16 protein-coding genes and 1 pseudogene are annotated in these 18,170 nt (G+C 74.8%); 4 read left to right on the plus strand and 13 right to left on the minus strand.

The annotated features are described in order from the left end of the window. Positions 1–188: 188 nt before the first annotated feature. Both ACFZCF_RS27285 and ACFZCF_RS27290 read right to left on the minus strand, forming a co-directional pair. Positions 189–1,841, minus strand: a complete 1,653-nt coding sequence (locus ACFZCF_RS27285) for an alkaline phosphatase D family protein (protein WP_391289470.1) — start codon at positions 1,839–1,841, stop codon at positions 189–191. Between the two features lie 155 nt (positions 1,842–1,996). Beyond that, positions 1,997–3,475 carry an aminotransferase class I/II-fold pyridoxal phosphate-dependent enzyme gene (locus ACFZCF_RS27290; protein ID WP_391289472.1) on the minus strand — a complete coding sequence of 493 codons (1,479 nt, stop codon included), beginning with the start codon at positions 3,473–3,475 and terminating at the stop codon, positions 1,997–1,999. A 263-nt stretch (positions 3,476–3,738) separates the two neighbouring features. Between ACFZCF_RS27290 and ACFZCF_RS27295 the strand changes: the two are divergent. Then, a pseudogene (locus ACFZCF_RS27295) lies at positions 3,739–4,143 on the plus strand (EamA family transporter); the annotation flags it as partial. Between the two features lie 483 nt (positions 4,144–4,626). Here ACFZCF_RS27295 and ACFZCF_RS27300 read toward each other — a convergent pair. After that, on the minus strand, positions 4,627–5,463 hold the full coding sequence (locus ACFZCF_RS27300; protein WP_391289474.1) for an alpha/beta fold hydrolase: 837 nt from the start codon (positions 5,461–5,463) through the stop codon (positions 4,627–4,629). Between the two features lie 321 nt (positions 5,464–5,784). Between ACFZCF_RS27300 and ACFZCF_RS27305 the strand changes: the two genes are divergently transcribed. Then, complete coding sequence (locus ACFZCF_RS27305) at positions 5,785–6,519, plus strand: GntR family transcriptional regulator (RefSeq protein WP_388450185.1); 735 nt, start codon at positions 5,785–5,787, stop codon at positions 6,517–6,519. Positions 6,520–6,626: 107 nt separating this feature from the next. On the opposite strand, the gene ACFZCF_RS27310 is transcribed toward ACFZCF_RS27305, so the two are convergent. After that, entirely contained in the window at positions 6,627–7,784 is a 1,158-nt protein-coding gene (locus ACFZCF_RS27310) for an ROK family transcriptional regulator (protein ID WP_388450187.1), read from the minus strand. Positions 7,785–7,969: 185 nt separating this feature from the next. Between ACFZCF_RS27310 and ACFZCF_RS27315 the strand changes: the two genes are divergently transcribed. Beyond that, a complete protein-coding gene (locus ACFZCF_RS27315; RefSeq protein WP_391289476.1) occupies positions 7,970–8,407 on the plus strand; it encodes a hypothetical protein in 438 nt (145 codons plus the stop codon). Here the strand turns inward: ACFZCF_RS27315 and mug are convergent. The 3 genes from mug to ACFZCF_RS27330 all read right to left on the minus strand — a co-directional run bounded on the left by mug (position 8,385) and on the right by ACFZCF_RS27330 (position 11,294). Then, positions 8,385–8,906 carry a G/U mismatch-specific DNA glycosylase gene (mug, locus tag ACFZCF_RS27320; protein WP_388450191.1) on the minus strand — a complete coding sequence of 174 codons (522 nt, stop codon included), beginning with the start codon at positions 8,904–8,906 and terminating at the stop codon, positions 8,385–8,387. The two genes, ACFZCF_RS27315 and mug, sit on opposite strands and share 23 nt — an antisense overlap. A gap of 62 nt (positions 8,907–8,968) precedes the next feature. Further along, positions 8,969–10,411 (minus strand): adenylosuccinate lyase, encoded by a 1,443-nt coding sequence (purB, locus tag ACFZCF_RS27325; protein ID WP_391289478.1) that lies wholly within the window; start codon positions 10,409–10,411, stop codon positions 8,969–8,971. Positions 10,412–10,511: 100 nt separating this feature from the next. Then, on the minus strand, positions 10,512–11,294 hold the full coding sequence (locus ACFZCF_RS27330) for a GDSL-type esterase/lipase family protein (protein ID WP_391289480.1): 783 nt from the start codon (positions 11,292–11,294) through the stop codon (positions 10,512–10,514). A gap of 64 nt (positions 11,295–11,358) precedes the next feature. On the opposite strand from ACFZCF_RS27330, the gene ACFZCF_RS27335 reads away from it, so the two are divergent. Then, a complete protein-coding gene (locus tag ACFZCF_RS27335; RefSeq protein ID WP_391289483.1) occupies positions 11,359–12,378 on the plus strand; it encodes a maleylpyruvate isomerase N-terminal domain-containing protein in 1,020 nt (339 codons plus the stop codon). Between the two features lie 77 nt (positions 12,379–12,455). On the opposite strand, the gene ACFZCF_RS27340 is transcribed toward ACFZCF_RS27335, so the two are convergent. The 6 genes from ACFZCF_RS27340 to ACFZCF_RS27365 all read right to left on the minus strand — a co-directional run bounded on the left by ACFZCF_RS27340 (position 12,456) and on the right by ACFZCF_RS27365 (position 18,161). Further along, on the minus strand, positions 12,456–13,475 hold the full coding sequence (locus ACFZCF_RS27340; protein WP_391289485.1) for a CNNM domain-containing protein: 1,020 nt from the start codon (positions 13,473–13,475) through the stop codon (positions 12,456–12,458). Further along, positions 13,472–14,812, minus strand: a complete 1,341-nt coding sequence (locus ACFZCF_RS27345; protein ID WP_388450201.1) for a hemolysin family protein — start codon at positions 14,810–14,812, stop codon at positions 13,472–13,474. Before ACFZCF_RS27345 ends, ACFZCF_RS27340 begins: the two co-directional genes overlap by 4 nt. Positions 14,813–15,027: 215 nt before the next feature. Next, positions 15,028–15,453 carry a GNAT family N-acetyltransferase gene (locus tag ACFZCF_RS27350; RefSeq protein WP_391289488.1) on the minus strand — a complete coding sequence of 142 codons (426 nt, stop codon included), beginning with the start codon at positions 15,451–15,453 and terminating at the stop codon, positions 15,028–15,030. A 65-nt stretch (positions 15,454–15,518) separates the two neighbouring features. Then, entirely contained in the window at positions 15,519–15,863 is a 345-nt protein-coding gene (locus ACFZCF_RS27355) for a VOC family protein (RefSeq protein ID WP_391289490.1), read from the minus strand. Between the two features lie 281 nt (positions 15,864–16,144). After that, positions 16,145–16,861: a dethiobiotin synthase gene (gene bioD, locus ACFZCF_RS27360; RefSeq protein WP_391289492.1), complete on the minus strand. Its 717-nt coding sequence runs from the start codon at positions 16,859–16,861 to the stop codon at positions 16,145–16,147. A gap of 19 nt (positions 16,862–16,880) precedes the next feature. Next, positions 16,881–18,161: an adenosylmethionine--8-amino-7-oxononanoate transaminase gene (locus ACFZCF_RS27365; protein ID WP_391289493.1), complete on the minus strand. Its 1,281-nt coding sequence runs from the start codon at positions 18,159–18,161 to the stop codon at positions 16,881–16,883. Between the last annotated feature and the right edge of the window lie 9 nt (positions 18,162–18,170).

Below are 18,170 nucleotides of genomic sequence, written 5' to 3' on the forward strand. Positions count from 1 at the left end.
ACGCTTTGTGACTGGCGGGTTAAGTGGCGATCTGGCGCATTTCTGACCGATTCGGTCCACTTCTGTCACGCCGTGATCGCTCTCCTGACGGAGCCCTTTCCCGCCGGAGTCCGCCCGCACCGGAGTCCGCCCGCACCGGAGTCCTCTCCCGATGGATCCTCTTCCCCACGGCCTCCTCGCCCGGGAGGCTACTGCCCCACCAGCCCTGGCCGCAGCACCTTCGTGAACAGGACCGCGTCGTCGTCCGCGCGCAGCCGCACCGTCAGCTCCCCGCTCCCGCCGTCGATGTCCACCTCGCCGAAGTACTGCGGACTCTCCATCGGCGACACGTTCGCCCGCTCGGGCGCCCGCACGAAGACCCGCTCCGGGCCGAAGGTGCCGTCGAGCCGGTTGGCCGGGAAGCCGCCCGCGGCCAGCGGGCCCGACACGAACTCCCAGAAGGGCGCGAAGTCCTGGAAGGCGGCCCGCTCCGGCGCGTAGTGCTGTGCCGAGGTGTAGTGGACGTCCGCGGTCAGCCACACGGTGCCGGTGATCCGCCGGTGCTTGACGAAGCGCAGCAGCTCGGCGATCTGGAGCTCCCGTCCGAGCGGCGCCCCGGGGTCGCCCTGCGCGATCGCCTCGAATGCGGTCGCCCCGTCCGGGACGACGAGCCCGATCGGCATGTCGGCGGCGAGCACCTTCCACACCGCCCGGGAGGCCGCCAGCTCCCGCTTCAGCCACGCGAGCTGCTCCGCCCCGAGGATGCCGGTGGTGTCGTCGGCCTGCCGGCCGGGCGAGTTGGCGTTGCGGTACGAGCGCATGTCGAGCACGAAGACGTCGAGCAGGGGCCCGTACCGCACCACCCGGTGCAGCCGGCCGCCGCTCCCGGTGCCGGCGCCGGGCCGCAGCGTGGAGACCGGGTAGTACTCGGAGAACGCGCGGGACGCCCGCGCGGCGAGCACGTCCACGTCCTTCTCGGTGTAGCGCGGGTCGTCGAGGATCTGCCCCGGGTACCAGTTGTTCCGCACCTCGTGGTCGTCCCACTGCGCGACCGTCGGCACCTGCGCGTTGAAGGCCCGGACGTTCCGGTCGAGCAGGTTGTAGCGGAAGGTGCCGCGGTACTCGTCGAGCGTCTCGGCGACCTTCGCCTTCTCCGGCGTCATCAGATTGCGCCACACCCGCCCGTCGGGGAGCGTCACCGACGGCTGCAGCGGACCGTCGGCGTAGACGGCGTCGCCGCTGCACAGGAAGAAGTCGGGGTCGAGGCGGCGCATCGCCTCGAAGGCGCGGAAGCCGCCGATGTCCGGGTTGATGCCCCACCCCTGTCCGGCGATGTCGCCGGACCAGAGGAACCGCACGCCGTCCCGCCGCCGCTCCGGGGCCGTCCGGAAGGTGCCGGTGACCGCCCGGCTCGTCCGCCGCGGGTCGTGCGGGTCGGCGAGGACGACCCGGTAGTGGATCTGCTCGCCGGCCGGCAGGCCGTGGAGGGGCGTCGTCCCCGTGAAGTCGGTGCCCGGACCGAGCAGGGGGCCGACGTGCCGGCGGACCCGTCGGAACGACTCCGTCGCGGAGGTCTCGACGATCATCCGGGCCGGCCGGTCCGACCGCACCCACACCAGCCCCGAACGGGCGGTGACGTCGCCGGTCTGGACGCCCCACCGCGCCTCCGGGCGCCCGGAGAGGGCGAAGGCCGGCACCGCGAACCCGGCCCCGCCCAGGGCGAGTCCGGCGGAGACCGCGAGGGAGCCCCGCAGCACACCGCGGCGCGCGGGCGCGGACGGGAGAGCCGCCTCGGGCGCGGACGGGGACGTGGAGGTGGACGAAAGGGCGGCGGGATCGACGCCGGGCGGGTGCGGGGTCATACGGAGCCTCCGAGGGCACGTCGGGGCGACAGGACGTCACGAAGGGCGGACGTCGAGGCCGGTCTCCGGTGCGCGGGCGCGCACCGGCCCCCTGCCTAGCCGCCGGGAGCGGCGCCCGCGCGAACCCCGCGTGAACAGCTCGCCCCGGCGCCCGCTCACCGGCCGCCGAGCGCCTCCGCCGCCCGCCGCATCCCCTCCGCGATCACCGCCGGCGCGAGATGCGCGTAACCGATCACGAGCCGCACCGCCCCGTCCGCCGGCCGCGCCGTCCCGTACTCCTCCAGCGGACGCAGCACCACTCCGGCGGCCGCCGCCCGTGCCACGAACCGCTCCGGGGGCCCGTACCGGGCCGGCAGACACGCGATGACGTGCAGTCCCGCCGCGATGCCGGTCACCGACGTCCCGGGGAAGTGCCGCGCGAGCGCGGCGAGCAGCGCGTCCCGCCGTTCGCGGTACGCCCGTTGGCAGCGGCGCAGCTGCCGGTCGTACCCGCCGCTCGTCACCAGGTGCGCCAGCGCCGCCTGGTCGAGCGCCGGGTGCCCGAGGTCCATGGTCCGCTTCCGTTCGACGACCTCGTCGACGAGCGCCTCCGGCAGCACCATCCAGCCGAGCCGCAGCCCCGGCGCGAGCGACTTGCTCACCGAGCCCGTGTAGACGACCCGTTCGGGATCGAGGCCCTGGAGCGCGCCGACCGGCGCCCGGTCGTAGCGGAAGTCGCCGTCGTAGTCGTCCTCCAGGACGTGGCCGTCCACCGCCCGCGCCCAGTCGAGGAGCATTCCGCGCCGCTCCGCCGACCACGCGATCCCCGACGGGAACTGGTGCGCCGGAGTCACCACCACGGCCCGCACGTCCGCCGCGGCGAGCGGCCCCGGGCGCAGCCCCTCCCCGTCGAGCGGCAGCCAGGCCGTGTCCAGGCCCGTGGCGGCGAAGAGCCTGCCGTGCTCCGGGCTGCCGGGGTCCTCCACGCCCACGGCGCGGTGCCCGCGCGCCCGCAGGACCGTGCCGAGGAGCGTGGTCGCCTGCGCCACCCCGGAGCACACCACCAGCCGGTCGGGGTCGGCGACCACGCCCCGCCGCCGGGCGAGCAGCGCCGCGAGGGCGGCGCGCAGCACGGGCAGCCCGCGCGGGTCGGGGTAGCCGAGCGCGCTGTGCGGCAGCTCGGCGAGGACCGCCCGCTGCGCCGCGGCCCAGGCCGCGCGCGGGAAGAGCGACAGGTCGGGGGTGCCCGGCCGGAAGTCGGCGCACACCCCGGACGCGGGCACCGGGGCGCCGTCCGGCGGCGCGGCCACCGCCCGCCCCGTACGCACCGTGCCGCCGACCCAGGTGCCCGAACCCCGGCCGCTGCGCAGGTAGCCCTCGGCCGTGAGCTGCTCGTACGCCTCCGTCACCAGCCCCCGGGACACCCCCAGGTCGGCGGCGAGCGCCCGACTCGACGGCAGCCGGGTTCCGGACGCGAGCCGCCCCGAGCGCACCGCCTCGCGCAGCGCCTCCTGGAGGGCCCGGCCCCGCCGCCGCGCGGGCGCCCCGGAGGCGGGAAGCAGCAACTCCCAGGCGGGCTGCGCCCCGCCGTCGCGGACGCGCGTTCCCGCCGCGGCGGCCCCGGTCCCGGCCGGACCGTCTTCCGGCGGGGTCACGGCCGGAGTGGCCCCGGAAGGCGTCACGGCCGCAGCCGCCCCCGATGGCCTCGCGGCCGGACCGTTTTGCGGTGGCGTCGCGGCCGGAGTGGCCCCGGTAGGCGTCACGGCCGGACCCTTCCGCGCTCGCGTATCGGCCGAAGCGGTTCCGGAACGCGTCACGGCCGCAGCCACCCCCGATGGCGTCGCGGCCGAAGTGGTCCCCGATGGCGTCATGGAAGTGGACCTTAACCGGGACCGCACGGCTCCCTAGCGTCAGGAGCATGAACGCGAACGCCTTGCGCGGGGTCCTCCTCGTGACCCTCGCCTATGCCCTCGTCGGAGCCTCCTTCACCGCCAACGGCCTGCTCGGCGACTACCCCTACGCGGGCGGGCAGGCGCTGCGCTACGGCGCCGCCTGTCTCCTCCTCCTGCCGCTCCTCGGCCGCGGCGGACTCGCTCCGCTGCGGCTCCTCGACGCCCGCCGGTGGGTGCGGATCGCGGCCCTGGCCGCCGTCGGCATGGTCGGCTTCAACCTCGCGGTCCTCGCGGCCGAGCGCACCGCCGAACCCGCCGTCCCCGGGGTCGTCGTCGGCTGCGCGCCGATCGTGGTCGCCGTGCTCGTGCCGCTCCTCGAAGGACGGCGGCCCGCGCCGCCCGTGCTGTACGGGGCGCTGCTCGTCGCCGCCGGTGCCTTCACCGTGCAGGGGTGGGGGCGCACCGACCCGGCCGGGCTCGGCTGGTCGCTGGCGGCCCTCGCGGGCGAGGTCGGCTTCACCGTGCTCGCGGTACCGGTGCTGCGCCCGCTCGGGCCCCGGCTGCTCACGGTCGCCGTCTGCGGGGTCGGCGCGGTGGAGGCCGCCCTGCTCGGGCTCGCCGTGGACGGGGCCGGCTTCGTGCGGATGCCGACCGGGGTGGAGGCGGGGGCGCTGCTGTGGCAGGCGGCCCTGGCCACCGTCGTCGGCTTCGTCCTCTTCTACATGGGGGTCCAGCGCATCGGCATGGAGCGCGCCACGCTCTACACCGGCGCCATCCCGGTGGCGGCCGCGCTGAGCGCGGCCGCGGTCGGCCAGGCCGGGCTCGGGCTGCCGCAGGCGGCCGGCGGTCTGCTGGTCGGCGCCGGGGCCGCGCTCGGCACCGGACTGCTCACCCGGCGGAAGGTGCCGGCCGGCTCAGCCGGCGGCGCTGCCGTCGAGGACGACGCGCGCCACGAGCGCGGGATCGTCGTTCATGGGCACGTGACCGCAGCCGGGCAGCCGCACGAGGCGCGCGCCGGGCAGGTTCCGCTTGGCCCGGACGCCCTGGCGGGGCGGGAGGAGCCGGTCCCGGCTGCCCCAGGCGACGGTGACCGGCAGCGCGGGGAGGTCGTCGCGGAAGAGGACGGTGCGGCCGGCGGCGAGGGTCTCGTGGAAGCCGGTGGCCTCGCGCAGCGCCATCGTCTCGGCGACGGCCGCGTCGGGTGAACGGCGCCCGGGCCGGGCGTAGATGGTGCTGGTGAGCAGGGTCCGGCCGGCCGGGGTCCGGGAGAGCCGGCCGATGAGGGGGACGGGCATCGCCCGGGCCGACGCGCGCATCGCGCGCAGGGTGGTGAAGGCGTACCTGCGCTCGGCCTCGGACCAGAATCCGGCGGGGGAGAGGGCGGTGACCGAGCGGACCGCCTTCTCGCGGCCCAACTGGAGGGCGAGCAGTCCGCCGAGCGAGTTCCCGGCCACGTGCGGGCGCTCGGCGCCGACGGCCGCGCAGAAGGCCGTGAGCACCGGCGTCACGGTCGACAGGTCGTAGGCGCAGCCGGGCGGGAGCCCGTCGGAGGCGCCGAAGCCGGGCAGGTCGACGGCGATGACGTCGCGCTCGGCGGCCAGCACGTCGAGGACGGGTTCCCAGGCCTGCCAGTGGTGTCCGATGCCGTGGAGCAGGAGCAGCGGTTCGCCCGCTCCGCGGCGCTCGTACGTCAGGGTCGTGGTGCGCGGTCCCCGCGGGGTCTCGAACTCGAACGTGATCCGTGCAGGCATGCCGGCTCCCTCGCACATCCTCTTAGACGTCCTGTCAGCAAGGATTACCGGTCGGTAGCCGCGAGTTCAAGAGCCGTGCACCACCCCCTTCGGGCCTCGTCCGCCGATCCGGCGTACGGGGCCCTCGTGCTGCGCGCGGCTCACCAAGGTGCGAACGTCCTGTGAACGATCAAGGCCAGAGGGTCATATTTCCGGACGTTCGGCGGAGGATTGGTCTTGACCAAGGTGGTGGCTCGCCTTATCGTCGCAGAGTTAGTGCAGGAACCTTTAATAAACAAGGGCGCGGAAACGCCGCGGGACACGGCGAATTCGGAGGACAGGGTGGGGACCACGCAGCTGGAATCGGTTCAGGAACCGAAGTACCAGCACCTCAAGACGGTGATCGGCGAAGCTCTCGACTCCGACTTCGCGGTCGGCGAGATCCTGCCCAACGAGCGCGAGCTCGCGGCCCGCTTCGGCGTCGCCAGGGCCACGCTCCGCCAGGCCCTGGAGCAGCTGGAGCTGGAAGGACGCCTCCAGCGCCGGCGCGGAGTCGGCACCACGGTCGCGCCCCCGCGCGTGGGGGTCGACGTCTCGACCACTCAGCAGGCCTGGCCCGGTGTCGGCGACGACGCCTGGCAGGCCCAGGACTCCGTCCTCGGCACGGCGCCCGCCGCCGTCGCCCGGCTCCTGGAGACCCCGGCCGGCGAGTCCGTGCACGTGGTGCGCCGGGTGCGCCTCGGCCAGGGGCAGCCGGTCGCCGCCGAGCTGCTGTACGTACCGGCCGCCTCGGTCGCCGGACTCACCGCCGACGCCGACGGCTCCGCGAGCGCCCCGGCCGTGCTGCGCGAGCTCCAGCACCTCGCCCTGGACGGCCAGGACCGCTCCGTGGAGCTGGGGTCCGCGCGCGCCGAGGACGCCAAGGAGCTCGACCGGCTCCCGGGCTCGCCGGTCCTCGTCGTGACGACCCGCTACCTCTCCGGAGGTCGTACCGCCGCCGTCTCCGTCGCCACCTACCGGGCCGACACCTGCCGCCTCACCTTCGGCGACACCACCGACCTGGCGATGGCCTCCTGACTCCCGCACCGCCGCCGCCGGCGGTACGACGAGGACCCGGCCTCCCCGAGGCCGGGTCCTCGTCGTGAGGGGACCTCGTCGCGCGGGTCCTCACGCGGGCGGGCCGTTCAGCGGCGGGCCGTCACTCCGCCCTCGACCGCGAACAGCTGCTCCTCGACGTGGTCGAGGGCGAGGCGCAGGGCCCCCGTACCGACGGCGGCCTCGCCGAGCAGGGAGAGGACGACCCGCGGGGGGCGCAGGCAGAAACGCGCCAACTCCTCGCGGAGCGGCGGGAGCACCCCGTCCAGGCCGGCCGCCCAGCCGCCGACCACGACCAGTTCCGGGTCGAGCGCCAGGACGAGCGCGCCGACGTCGTGCACCAGGCGCTGGGTGAACCGCTCCACGGCGGCCTGTGCCCGGGCGTCGCCCCGCCGGGCCAGCGCGAAGACCTCCGCCACCGCCTGCTCGTCCAGCGGGTGCAGCGGCTCGTCCGTCGTCGACAGCAGGTGCTCCGGGGTCACGCCCCGCCCCAGCAGGTGCAGCGCGCCGATCTCGCCGGCCGCGCCGCCGTAACCGCGGTGCAGCCGACCGCCGATCATCGAGCCCGCCCCGGGGCTCAGTCCGGCGAGGACGAAGACGATGTCGTCGGAGTCGGTCGCGGCGCCCTTCCAATGCTCGGCGACGGCCGCCGCGTTGGCGTCGTTCTCCACGATCACCGGGCAGCGGAAGGAGCGGCGCAGCCGCTCGCCGAGGGCCAGGCCCGTCCAGCCGGGGAGCGCGGTGCCGAGCCGCACCGTCCCGTCGGCCTCCACGATGCCGGGGGTGCCGACGCCGACCGCACGCAGACTGGACCGGGGCACCCCGGCCCGGCGCAGCACGTCGGCGACGACCGCGCGCACCTTGTCGAGCCGCTCGTCCGCGGCCGCGGTCTCCGACACCTCACGGGCGCCGGCGCCGATGATCCGGCCGTCCAGGCCGGAGAGGAGCGCGGCCACGCGGTGCGGACCGATCTCGACGCCGAGCAGATGGCCGGCCTCGGCGCGGAAGCGGAACCTGCGGGCCGGGCGGCCCTGACGGCGGGCCTCGCCCTCCTCGGGCGCCACCTCGACGACCAGACCGCCTTCGATGAGGCCCTCGACGACGCCTTCGACGGTCGGCCGCGACAGGCCGGTGATGCGGGTCAGGTCCGTCAGCGTGCGGGCGTCGGAGCCCCGCAGCGCATGGAGCACCACGGCGGAATTGATCCGCCGCAGCAGAGACGGATCCCCGCCGGTCAGCCGCCCCACCGTGTGTCCTCCCAGCTCGTGCCCGTCTCAGCCGGATGGTACTCAATGGTTCCGGAAGCGGCGACAGTCGCCCCCGGCCCGTGTCCGCGACGTGTCCGCCCCGAGATCCGCGCCGGGCCCCGTCCCGGCACCCGGAGGCGGCTGACGCGGCGCCAACTGTCGGTGGGGGGCGGTTTACTGGGGTCATGACCACGACGCGGTTCCTGTCGGAGCTCGACTTACTGCGATCGCGCGCGTTCCCCGCGTCGCCGGAGCGTTCCGGCGACCTCGACAGCGGGCCCGGCTACCACGTCGCCGCGCTGGCCACCAGCGAGGACTTCTGGGAGACAGGTCCCGACCGCCGCGAGACGGTCGAGGAGCAGTACGAAGCGGAGCGCGACGGAGTGACCGCCGTGCTCACGGCCCGCTGGGGCGAGCCCGACCGGATGAGCCTGTGGTCGCTGCACGCCCGGAGCACGGAGGGGGAGGAGCTGCCCGGGCCCTGGGGGGACCTCTGCGCCCACGTTCCCGACCTGGTGCTGTGGCGGGTCGGTGCCCGCTGGATAGGGCTGGGGGTCTCGCAGTGGGACAAGGAGCTGCCGTTCCAGCTCCTCGCCGTCGTCACCGAGGTGGATCCGCCGTAGCGGTGGCCGGCGGGAGACCCGCGGCCTCCCGGAGGCGGGCGTACTCCTCGGCCATGGTCCGCGCCGTCCAGTGCGCGTTGAGCCCGCTGGGGTTGGGCAGCGCCCAGATCCGGGTGGTGCCGATGGTCCGCTCCTGCGGGCCGATCGCCGCCTTCGGTTCGGCGAAGGCCGTGCGGTAGGCGGTGACGCCGACGACCGCGAGCCAGCGGGGCTTCAGCCGCAGGACCTTCGCGGTGAGGATCCGGCCGCCCTCGACGTACTCCTCGCGGCTCAGCTCGTCGGCGCGCGCGGTCGGCCGGGCCGCGACGTTGGTGATGCCGAGCCCGTACGCGAGCAGTTCGTCCTGCTCGTCGGGGCGCAGCAGGCGCGGGGTGAAGCCCGACAGGTGCAGCACCGGCCAGAAGCGGTTGCCGGGGCGGGCGAAGTGGTGACCGGTCGCCGCGGTCATCAGGCCCGGGTTGATGCCGCAGAAGAGCACGGCGAGGCCGCCCTCGGCCACGTCGGGGACGACGCGGTCGCGGGCGGCCTCCAGTTCCTCGCGGGTGAACCGGCGGGGCGGGGTCAGAGGATCGCCCCGGGGGTGTACGCGGCGGCCTCCGGGTGCTGCTTGACGAGCTCCTCGATCCGGGAGACGACGGTGGCGACCTGGTCGGCGGCGGCGCCGGTGAAGGAGAGCTTGTCCGCCATCAGCTCGTCGAGCCGCGCGCGGTCCAGCGGGATGCGCTCGTCCGCGGCGAGCTTGTCGAGCAGCTCGTTGCGCTCGACGCCCTGCTCGCGCATGGCGAGGGCCGAGGCCACCGCGTTCTCCTTGATCGCCTCGTGGGCGAGCTCGCGGCCCACGCCGGCGCGGACCGAGGCCATGAGGACCTTGGTGGTGGCGAGGAAGGGGAGGTAGCGGTCGAGCTCGCGGGCGACGACGGCCGGGAAGGCGCCGAACTCGTCGAGCACGGTGAGGAAGGTCTCCAGGAGGCCGTCCAGCGCGAAGAAGGCGTCCGGCAGGGCCACGCGGCGGACCACGGAGCAGGACACGTCGCCCTCGTTCCACTGGTCGCCGGCGAGCTCGCCGGTCATCGACGCGTAGCCGCGCAGGATGACCATGAGGCCGTTGACGCGCTCGCAGGAACGGGTGTTCATCTTGTGCGGCATCGCGGAGGAGCCGACCTGGCCGGGCTTGAAGCCCTCGGTGACCAGCTCGTGGCCGGCCATCAGGCGGACGGTCTTGGCGAGGGACGACGGGGCGGCGGCCAGCTGCACCAGGGCGGTGACCACGTCGTAGTCGAGCGAGCGCGGGTAGACCTGGCCGACCGAGGTGAAGGCGTGCGCGAAGCCGAGGTGACCGGCGATCCGCTGCTCCAGCTCGGCGAGCTTGCCGGCGTCGCCACCGAGCAGGTCGAGCATGTCCTGGGCGGTGCCGACGGGGCCCTTGATGCCGCGCAGCGGGTAGCGGCCGAGGAGCTCCTCCAGGCGGGCGTACGCCACCAGCAGCTCGTCCGCGCCGGTCGCGAAGCGCTTCCCGAGGGTGGTGGCCTGCGCGGCGACGTTGTGCGAGCGACCGGCCATGACCAGCTCGCCGTACTCGGCGGCCAGCTTGCCGAGGCGGGCGAGGACGGCGACCGCGCGGTCCCGCATCAGCTCCAGGGAGAGGCGGATCTGGAGCTGCTCGACGTTCTCCGTGAGGTCGCGGGAGGTCATGCCCTTGTGCACGTGCTCGTGGCCGGCGAGGGCGTTGAACTCCTCGATGCGGGCCTTCACGTCGTGCCGGGTGACCTTCTCGCGCTCGGCGATGGAGCCGAGGTCGACCTGGTCGAGGACGCGCTCGTAGTCGGCGATCGCCGCGTCCGGAACCTCGATCCCGAGGTCCTTCTGGGCGCGCAGCACGGCGAGCCACAGCCGGCGCTCCAGCTTCACCTTCTGCTCGGGGGACCAGAGGACGGCGAGCTCCGCGGAGGCGTAGCGGCCGGCCAGGACGTTGGGGATACGGGGCTTCACAGTCGCAGCAGTCACGTGTCCAGAGTTTACTGGTGATTTCTGCAGGCCAGCGCCGTGGTCCGGGCTGGAGCTTGCTACGAGACCCAGGTCACGCCGCCGGCCGTCCCCGCCCGGGTCAGACCTCGGACCGGGTCTCGTACGGCAGCAGCTCCGGCCGCTTCGGCGGGCGGCCGTCGCCGGACGACCTTCCGGTGAGCCGGCGGCCGATCCACGGGCCCAGGTGCTCCCGCGCGAACCGGGCGTCCGCGACGCGCCGGGTCACCCAGCCGGGCCGCACAGCGGCGGGCAGCGGCTCCCGCCAGTCGTGGCCGGGGTCGAGCCCGAGCGTCTGCCACACCGCCTCGGCCACCCGCCGGTGTCCCTCGGCGGTGAGGTGCAGCCGGTCCACGTCCCACACCTGGGGGTCGGCCAGGACGGGCGCCCCGTACAGGTCGACGACGAGGGCGCCGTGCCGGGCGGCCAGCCCGTCGATGTGGTCGAAGAGCTCCTCCATGCGGGGGCGGAAGCGGTCGAGCACCGGGCCGTTCCGGCCGGGGCTGCGCATCAGGACGAGCTGCCCGCAGGCCGGTGTGAGGCGTTCCACGGCCTCGGTGAGGAGGCCCTTCACGCGGCCCATGTCGACCTTGGGCCGGAGGGTGTCGTTGAGTCCGCCGACGAGGGTGACGACATCGGCCTCCATCCGTGCGGCCAAGGGGACTTGCTCCTCGACGATCTGGCCGATGAGCTTGCCGCGCACGGCGAGGTTGGCGTAGCGGAAGCCGGGCGCCCGGGCTGCGAGCCGGCCCGCGAGGACGTCCGCCCACCCGCGGTAGGAACCGTCGGGCCTCAGGTCCGACATACCCTCGGTGAAGCTGTCCCCGACAGCGACGAGACTGTTGTACGTGGCATTGATCTCCATGGCGGAGCCGATCATACCGCGCGGTATGCGTGGCCGCCGAGGGGAACCCGGGAGGGGAAACCCGATGAGCGACGCGCTCCTGACCACCCTGGCCGAGGCGCTGGCCGGGCTGGTGACCGCGGTCGAGACCAGCGACGAGGACGTCCTCGACCCCGACACCGCCGTGAAGTGGCTGGAGGACACCGGACACGTCCTCGGCGGCCTCGGCGCCGCCGACCGGCACACCCTCGACCGGCTCTTCCGCGAGGCCGCCCTCCGCCAGCCGCCCGGGCCCTGGCGCGCACACCTCCTCCAGGTCTCCGAGAGCTTCGGACTCGACGGGGACCCCCACCTCGCGACCGTCGACGCGGTCGCCGACCACGCCCTCCGGTACGCGCACACCGTCCGCGGCGCCGACCCGGCGACACCCGTCCCCACCTGCCCCGGCTGGACGCTCGGCGACCTCACGCGCCACCTCGGCACGATCCACGGCTGGGCCGAACACCTGGTGACCGCCCGCCCCGCCACCCGGGTCCGCCCCGGGGACCTCGCCCTCGACCCGCCGACCGACCCGGCCGCGTACCCCGGCTGGTTCGCCGCCCGCGCCGAGGGCTTCGCCGCCGCCGCCCGCGCGGCCGACCCCGCGGCACCGGTCTGGTCGCCGGGAGCGGAGCCGTACGTCCGCCACTACCCGCGCCACGTCCTCGCCGAGACGGTCGTCCACCTCGCCGACGCCGAGATCGCGCTCACCGGCACGACCCGGCCGCTCGCCCCCGGCCCGGCCGCGGAGGCCCTCGACCACCACCTCGCCACCGCGCCCCACATCCCCTGGATCGCCGAGCCGCTCGCCCACCTCGACCGCGACGGCGCCGTGCTGCGCCTGGTCGCGCGCGACAGCGGCGCCGCCTGGACGCTGGTCCTCGGCGGCGGCGGCTTCGCCTGGAGCCGGGGCGGCGGCGGCACCGGACCGACCGCGACCGTCACGGCGGACACGGGCGACCTGCTCCTTCTGATGCACCGGCGGTACGACGCCGACGACCCCCGCTTCACCCTGGCCGGCGACCGCGGCCTCCTCGACGACTGGCTCGCCGCCGGCGCGCTCTGACCGGCGCCGTACGACGCGAAGGGCCCCGGGAACCGAGTTCCCGGGGCCCTTCGCGCGCGGCGGTGCCGCTGCCGGCGTCACGGAGCCAGAGGGCGCCCCACCAGCTCGCGGAGGACGTCCTCCATCGTGACGAGGCCGGCCAGCTTGCCGTCCTCGCCGAGCACGCCGGCCAGGTGCGTCCGGCTGCGGCGCATCGCCGTCAGCACGTCGTCCAGCGGCGTCGCCGCCCGCACCCGGGCGATCGGGCGCAGCGCCGACACCGGGAACGGCAGGTCGCGCGGGGTGACGTCCAGGGCGTCCTTCACGTGGAGGTAGCCCAGGATCCGCCGGTCGGAGTCCACGACGGGGAAGCGGGAGAAGCCGGACTCCGCCGACAGCGCCTCCAGCTCCTCCGGGGTGGTGCCCACCCGCGCGTACCGCACCTTCTCCACCGGCATGACCACGTCCCGGACCGGGCGGCGGCCCAGCTCCAGGGCGTCGTGCAGCCGTTCCGTCGCACGGTCGTCGAGCAGCCCGGCGTCGCTCGCGTCGGTGACCATCCGGGCCAGCTCGTCGTCCGAGAAGGTCGCCGACACCTCGTCCTTCGTCTCCACCCGCAACAGCTTGAGCAGGGCGTTCGCGAAGGCGTTGATCGCGAAGATCACCGGCCGCAGGGCGCGGGCCAGGGTGACCAGCGGCGGACCGAGGAGCAGCGCCGTCTTCGCGGGCTCGGCGAGCGCGATGTTCTTCGGGACCATCTCGCCGAGCAGCATGTGCAGATAGGTGGCCACGGTCAGCGCGATCACGAAGGAGATCGGGTGGACCAGGCCGTGCGGCACGCCGACGGCGTCGAAGACGGGCTCCAGGAGGTGCGCGATGGCAGGCTCGGCCACGATGCCGAGCACCAGGGTGCACAGCGTGATGCCGAGCTGCGCCGCCGCGAGCAGCGCGGAGACGTGCTCCAGGCCCCAGACGACGCTGCGGGCGCGCCGGTCGCCGGACTCGGCGAGCGGCTCGATCTGGCTGCGCCGGACCGAGATCAGGGCGAACTCGGCGCCGACGAAGAAGGCGTTCACGACCAGCGTGAGCAGGCCGATCAGCAGCTGGATCGCGGTCATCGGTGGTCCTCCCCGGTCCGGTCCTCGTCCTCGGGGAGCGGCGCGTGCAGCAGGACGCGCGCGGCCCGCCGCCCGGAGGCGTCGACCACGTCGAGCCGCCAGCCGCCGATCTCCACCGCGTCGCCCACGGCCGGGATCCGGCCCAGGCCGGTGGCGAGGACGCCGGCAAGGGTCTCGTACGGCCCGTCCGGCACCCTCAGGCCGATGCGCTCCAGCTGGTCGGTGCGGGCGGCTCCGTCGGCCGACCACAGCAGGCGGCCGTCCTCGTCCGCTCCGGCGCGCGCCAGGTCGGGGGTCTCGTGCGGGTCGTGCTCGTCGCGCACCTCGCCGACGACCTCCTCGACGATGTCCTCCAGGGTCGCGACACCGGCCGTGCCGCCGTACTCGTCGATGACGACGGCCATCGTCTGCTTGCCGGAGAGCCGGTCGAGCAGCTTGTCCACGGTCAGCGTCTCGGGCACGAGCAGCGGCTCGCGTGCGATGTCCCCGACGCGGCGCAGCCGCCGCTCGTCCGCCGGTATGGCCAGGACGTCCTTGATGTGGGCGATGCCCACGACGGTGTCCAGATTGCCCCGGTAGACGGGGAAGCGGGAGAGGCCGGTGGCGCGGGTGGCGTTGGCGACGTCCTCGGCGGTGGCCTGGACCTCCAGGGCGGTCACCTGGACGCGCGGGGTCATCACGTTCTCGGCCGTCAGCTCGGCGAGGTTGAGGGTGCGGACGAACAGCTCGGCGGTGTCCGCCTCCAGCGCGCCCTCCCGCGCCGAGTGGCGGGCGAGCGCCACCAGTTCCTGCGGGGAGCGGGCGGAGGCCAGCTCCTCAGCCGGCTCCATGCCGAGGCGGCGCAGGATCCGGTTGGCGGTGTTGTTGAGGTGGCCGATCAGCGGTTTGAACGCGGCGGTGAAGACGCGCTGCGGCGTCGCGACGACCTTGGCGACCGCGAGGGGCGAGGAGATCGCCCAGTTCTTGGGGACCAGCTCGCCGACCACCATGAGGACGACGGTGGACAGGGCCGTGCCGATGACCAGGGCGATCGAGGAGGCCACCGACTCGGAGAGGCCGAGCGCCTCGACGGGACCCTTGATCAGCGCGGCGATCGAGGGCTCGGAGAGCATGCCGACGACGAGGTTGGTGACGGTGATGCCGAGCTGGGCGCCGGAGAGCTGGAAGGTGAGCGACCTGACGGCCTTGAGGGCGCCGGCGGCGCCGCGCTCGCCGCGCTCCACGGCGGCTTCGAGCTCGCCCCGTTCGACGGTGGTCAGCGAGAACTCCGCCGCCACGAACGCGCCGCACGCGATCGAGAGCAGCAGGGCCACCAGGAGCAGAAGCACTTCGGTCATCGGTTCACCTCCGTCCCATGATCAGTCAGCGGGGTACGGAGTGCGCGATGTCGGCCGCGTCGATGTCGACCGCGTCGATGTCGGCTACTGGGAGGCTCGCCCATGGGCGGACGTTCACACCTTTCGGTCGTCTCGGACGGTCTCTGGCCGTCCGAGGGAGATCTCATGGTAAAGGATCGGCAAAACGGTCGGCGGATCGCCCGGTGAGCGGTGCGTCACCCCGCGAGGGGCTTCACCCAGCGGCGCCACTGGTCCTGCCGCTCGTACCCCGCCGCGCCCCACGCATGACGCGCCCGCTCGTTCCCCTCCAGGACCATCGCGTCGGCCCGTCGCCCGCCGAGGGCGGCGAATCGTTCCTCCGCCGCCGCGAGCAGCGCCTTGGAGATCCCGCGCCTGCGGTACGAGGGGAGCACCGCCAACCGGTAGAGGGACGCCCGCCAGCCGTCCCAGCCGGCGATCACGGAGCCGGCGATCCGGTCGCCGTCCACGGCGAGGATCAGCGCCTCGGGGTCGCGGGCGAGGAGCCGCTTCACCCCGTCGAGGTCGTCGGAGATGGAGGTGCCCTCGGCGGACTCCCGCCAGAAGGCGAGGACGGCCTCGGCGTCGGAGGGCACGGCGGCACGGAGCGCTATCTCGATCATGGCTCGATCCCATCACGCGGGTACGGAGCCCAGCCAGCACGTTCCGCACCGTGGACGCGGCCCCGTCACCCCGTGACGAAGCAGAACTCGTTGCCCTCCGGGTCCCGCATGACCTGGAAGGAACCCTGCTCGTCGGTGACGGGACCGCCCACCCGGACCGCGCCGAGCGGCTCCACCTCGTCGGCCGCCGCCTCCGGATCGTCCACCTCCACGTCGAGGTGGAGCCGGTTCTTCACGGCCTTGCCCTCGGGCACCCGCTGGAAGGCGACCCGGACGAAACCGGGCGGCTCCACGTACGACCAGTCGGGACTCCGGTCGACCGGCTCCCCGCCGAGCAGCCCCGCCCAGAACCGGACCAGCGCGGCCGGATCACCGCAGTCGAAGACGAGCTCCTGTACCTGTGCGCGCATCCCCTCACCCTAGGGGAGGGGACACGCGCGGGGCGGGGGACGCGCACCGGGAGGACGGGACGCGCCCCGCGGAGGGAACGGCCCCGCGGAGGGTACGTGTCCCGGAACGGCACGCGTCCGGGGATACGCGCCTCGGGACGGCACGTGTCCGGCGGGAACCCCCCCGAGGTGGGCAGCCTCCCCGGGGGATACGTGCCCCGGAACGGCCACCTCCCCGGAAGGGCCCCCTCTTCGGGGATACGTGCCCCGGGGTGCGCGCCCTCCGGCGCGGCGCGCACCCGTCAGGCGCCGGACGTGCGGCGGAACGCCTCCGCGTCCCACGTGCCGCCGAGGGCCGGGGCGAGCCAGTCGACCGCCCCCGCGCGGAAGGCCGCCGGGGCGAGCGCGCCCGAGCCCTCCGGCACCGCGCCGAGCAGCGGCGCGCCGGCCGCCTCCGGCAGGTCGGCGAGGTTGCACCGCGCGGCGAGGTCCGGCTCCGCCGGCCAGCTGCCGACGACGACACCGAGCTGCTCGATCCCGCGCGCCCGCAGCGCCTCGGCCGTCAGCGCGGTCGAGTTCAACGTGCCGAGCCCGGCCGGTGCCACCACGAGGACCGGCGCGCCGAGCAGGCGTGCCACGTCGGCGAGCGTGCCGCCGTCCTCGTCGAAGCGGACGAGCAGTCCGCCGGCGCCCTCGACGAGCACCAGGTCGTGCTCGGCGGCGAGCGCCCGGGCCGCCTCCGCGGCCCGCTCGGGGCCGACCGGGGCCATCCCCGCCCGCCGTGCGGCCGTGCCCGGGGCCAGCGGCTCCGGGTAGCGGGCCAGCTCGGCGGAGGTCTTCGCGCCCGAGAGCCGTACGGCCTCGTCCGCGTCGCCCCGCTCGCCGGGCGCGAGCCCGGTCTGCGCCGGCTTCAGAACCGCCACCGACCGACCCGCGGCGACCGCCGCGGCGGCGACGGCCGCCGTGACGACCGTCTTGCCGATCTCCGTCCCCGTCCCGCTGACGACGACGATGCCCATGTCGTTCCTCTCTCCTGCCTCAGCCCGCGGCCGCGGCGGCGCGGACCGCCGCGCAGATCCGGGCCAGGTCGGCGTCCTCGGTCACGTACGGCGGCATCGTGTAGACGAGGTCCCGGAAGGGGCGCAGCCACACGCCCTCCCGGACCGCCGCCCGCGTGGCCGCCGCCATGTCGATCTCGTGGTCGAGCTGGACGACGCCGATCGCGCCGAGCACCCGCACGTCGCGGACGCCCGGGATCGACTCGGCGCCGGCGAGGCCCTCGCGGAGCCCGCCCTCGATCCGCTTGACCTCCAGCGCCCAGTCCCGGGACAGGAGCAGGTCGATGGAGGCGCAGGCGATCGCCGCGGCCAGCGGGTTGCCCATGAACGTCGGCCCGTGCGCGAGCACCGGCACCTCGCCCTGGGAGATGCCGTCGGCCACCGCGCTCGTGCACAGCGTCGCCGCCAACGAGAGGTAACCGCCCGTCAGCGCCTTGCCCAGGCACATCACATCGGGGGAGACCCCGGCCTGGTCGGCGGCGAACAGCGTCCCGGTGCGGCCGAAGCCGGTCGCGATCTCGTCGAAGACGAGGAGCACGCCGTGCGCGTCACAGGCCTCCCGCAGCACCCGCAGGTACCCGGGGTGGTGGAAGCGCATGCCGCCCGCGCCCTGCACCACCGGCTCCACGATCACCGCGGCCAGCTCGTCGGCGTGCCGCGCGACGGTGGCGCGGAGGAGCTCCGCGTACGACTCCTCGTACGCGGCCGGCGGCTCGTCCACGAAGAGCTGCTGCTGGAGCACGCCGGACCACAGCTGGTGCATCCCGCCCTCGGGATCGCACACCGACATCGGCTGCCAGGTGTCGCCGTGGTAGCCGCCGCGCCAGGTGAGCAGCCGCCGCTTGCCGGGGCGGCCGAGCGAACGCCAGTACTGCAGGCACATCTTGGCGGCGACCTCGACCGCCACGGAGCCGGAGTCGCTGAGGAAGACGTGCCGCAGCGGCTCCGGCGTGATCTCGACGAGCCGGGCCGCGAGCCGTACCGCGGGCTCGTGGGTGAGCCCGCCGAACATCACGTGGCTCATCCGGTCGAGCTGCCCGCGCGCCGCCTCGTTGAGCACCGGGTGGTTGTAGCCGTGCACGGCCGACCACCAGGAGGACATGCCGTCGATCAGCTCGGCGTGTCCCTCGGCCGGTTCGGCGAGCCGCAGCCGCACCCCGGACGCGGACGCGACCACCAGCGGCTCCGCACGGCCCGGCATGGGGCTGTACGGATGCCACACGTGCGCCCGGTCCAGGGCGAGGAGTTCGTCGTTGCGCATCGTCGTCCG

Source organism: Streptomyces sp. NPDC007945, assembly GCF_042958885.1.
Taxonomy (GTDB): domain Bacteria; phylum Actinomycetota; class Actinomycetes; order Streptomycetales; family Streptomycetaceae; genus Streptomyces.

Coding starts and splice junctions, on each gene's coding strand:
- ACFZCF_RS27285 (WP_391289470.1), bottom strand. CDS start 1,841: ATGACCCCGCACCCGCCCGGCGTCGATCCCGCCGCCCTTTCGTCCACC.
- ACFZCF_RS27300 (WP_391289474.1), bottom strand. CDS start 5,463: ATGCCTGCACGGATCACGTTCGAGTTCGAGACCCCGCGGGGACCGCGC.
- ACFZCF_RS27315 (WP_391289476.1), top strand. CDS start 7,970: ATGACCACGACGCGGTTCCTGTCGGAGCTCGACTTACTGCGATCGCGC.
- ACFZCF_RS27330 (WP_391289480.1), bottom strand. CDS start 11,294: ATGGAGATCAATGCCACGTACAACAGTCTCGTCGCTGTCGGGGACAGC.
- ACFZCF_RS27335 (WP_391289483.1), top strand. CDS start 11,359: ATGAGCGACGCGCTCCTGACCACCCTGGCCGAGGCGCTGGCCGGGCTG.
- ACFZCF_RS27340 (WP_391289485.1), bottom strand. CDS start 13,475: ATGACCGCGATCCAGCTGCTGATCGGCCTGCTCACGCTGGTCGTGAAC.
- ACFZCF_RS27345 (WP_388450201.1), bottom strand. CDS start 14,812: ATGACCGAAGTGCTTCTGCTCCTGGTGGCCCTGCTGCTCTCGATCGCG.
- ACFZCF_RS27350 (WP_391289488.1), bottom strand. CDS start 15,453: ATGATCGAGATAGCGCTCCGTGCCGCCGTGCCCTCCGACGCCGAGGCC.
- ACFZCF_RS27355 (WP_391289490.1), bottom strand. CDS start 15,863: ATGCGCGCACAGGTACAGGAGCTCGTCTTCGACTGCGGTGATCCGGCC.
- bioD (WP_391289492.1), bottom strand. CDS start 16,861: ATGGGCATCGTCGTCGTCAGCGGGACGGGGACGGAGATCGGCAAGACG.
- ACFZCF_RS27365 (WP_391289493.1), bottom strand. CDS start 18,161: ATGCGCAACGACGAACTCCTCGCCCTGGACCGGGCGCACGTGTGGCAT.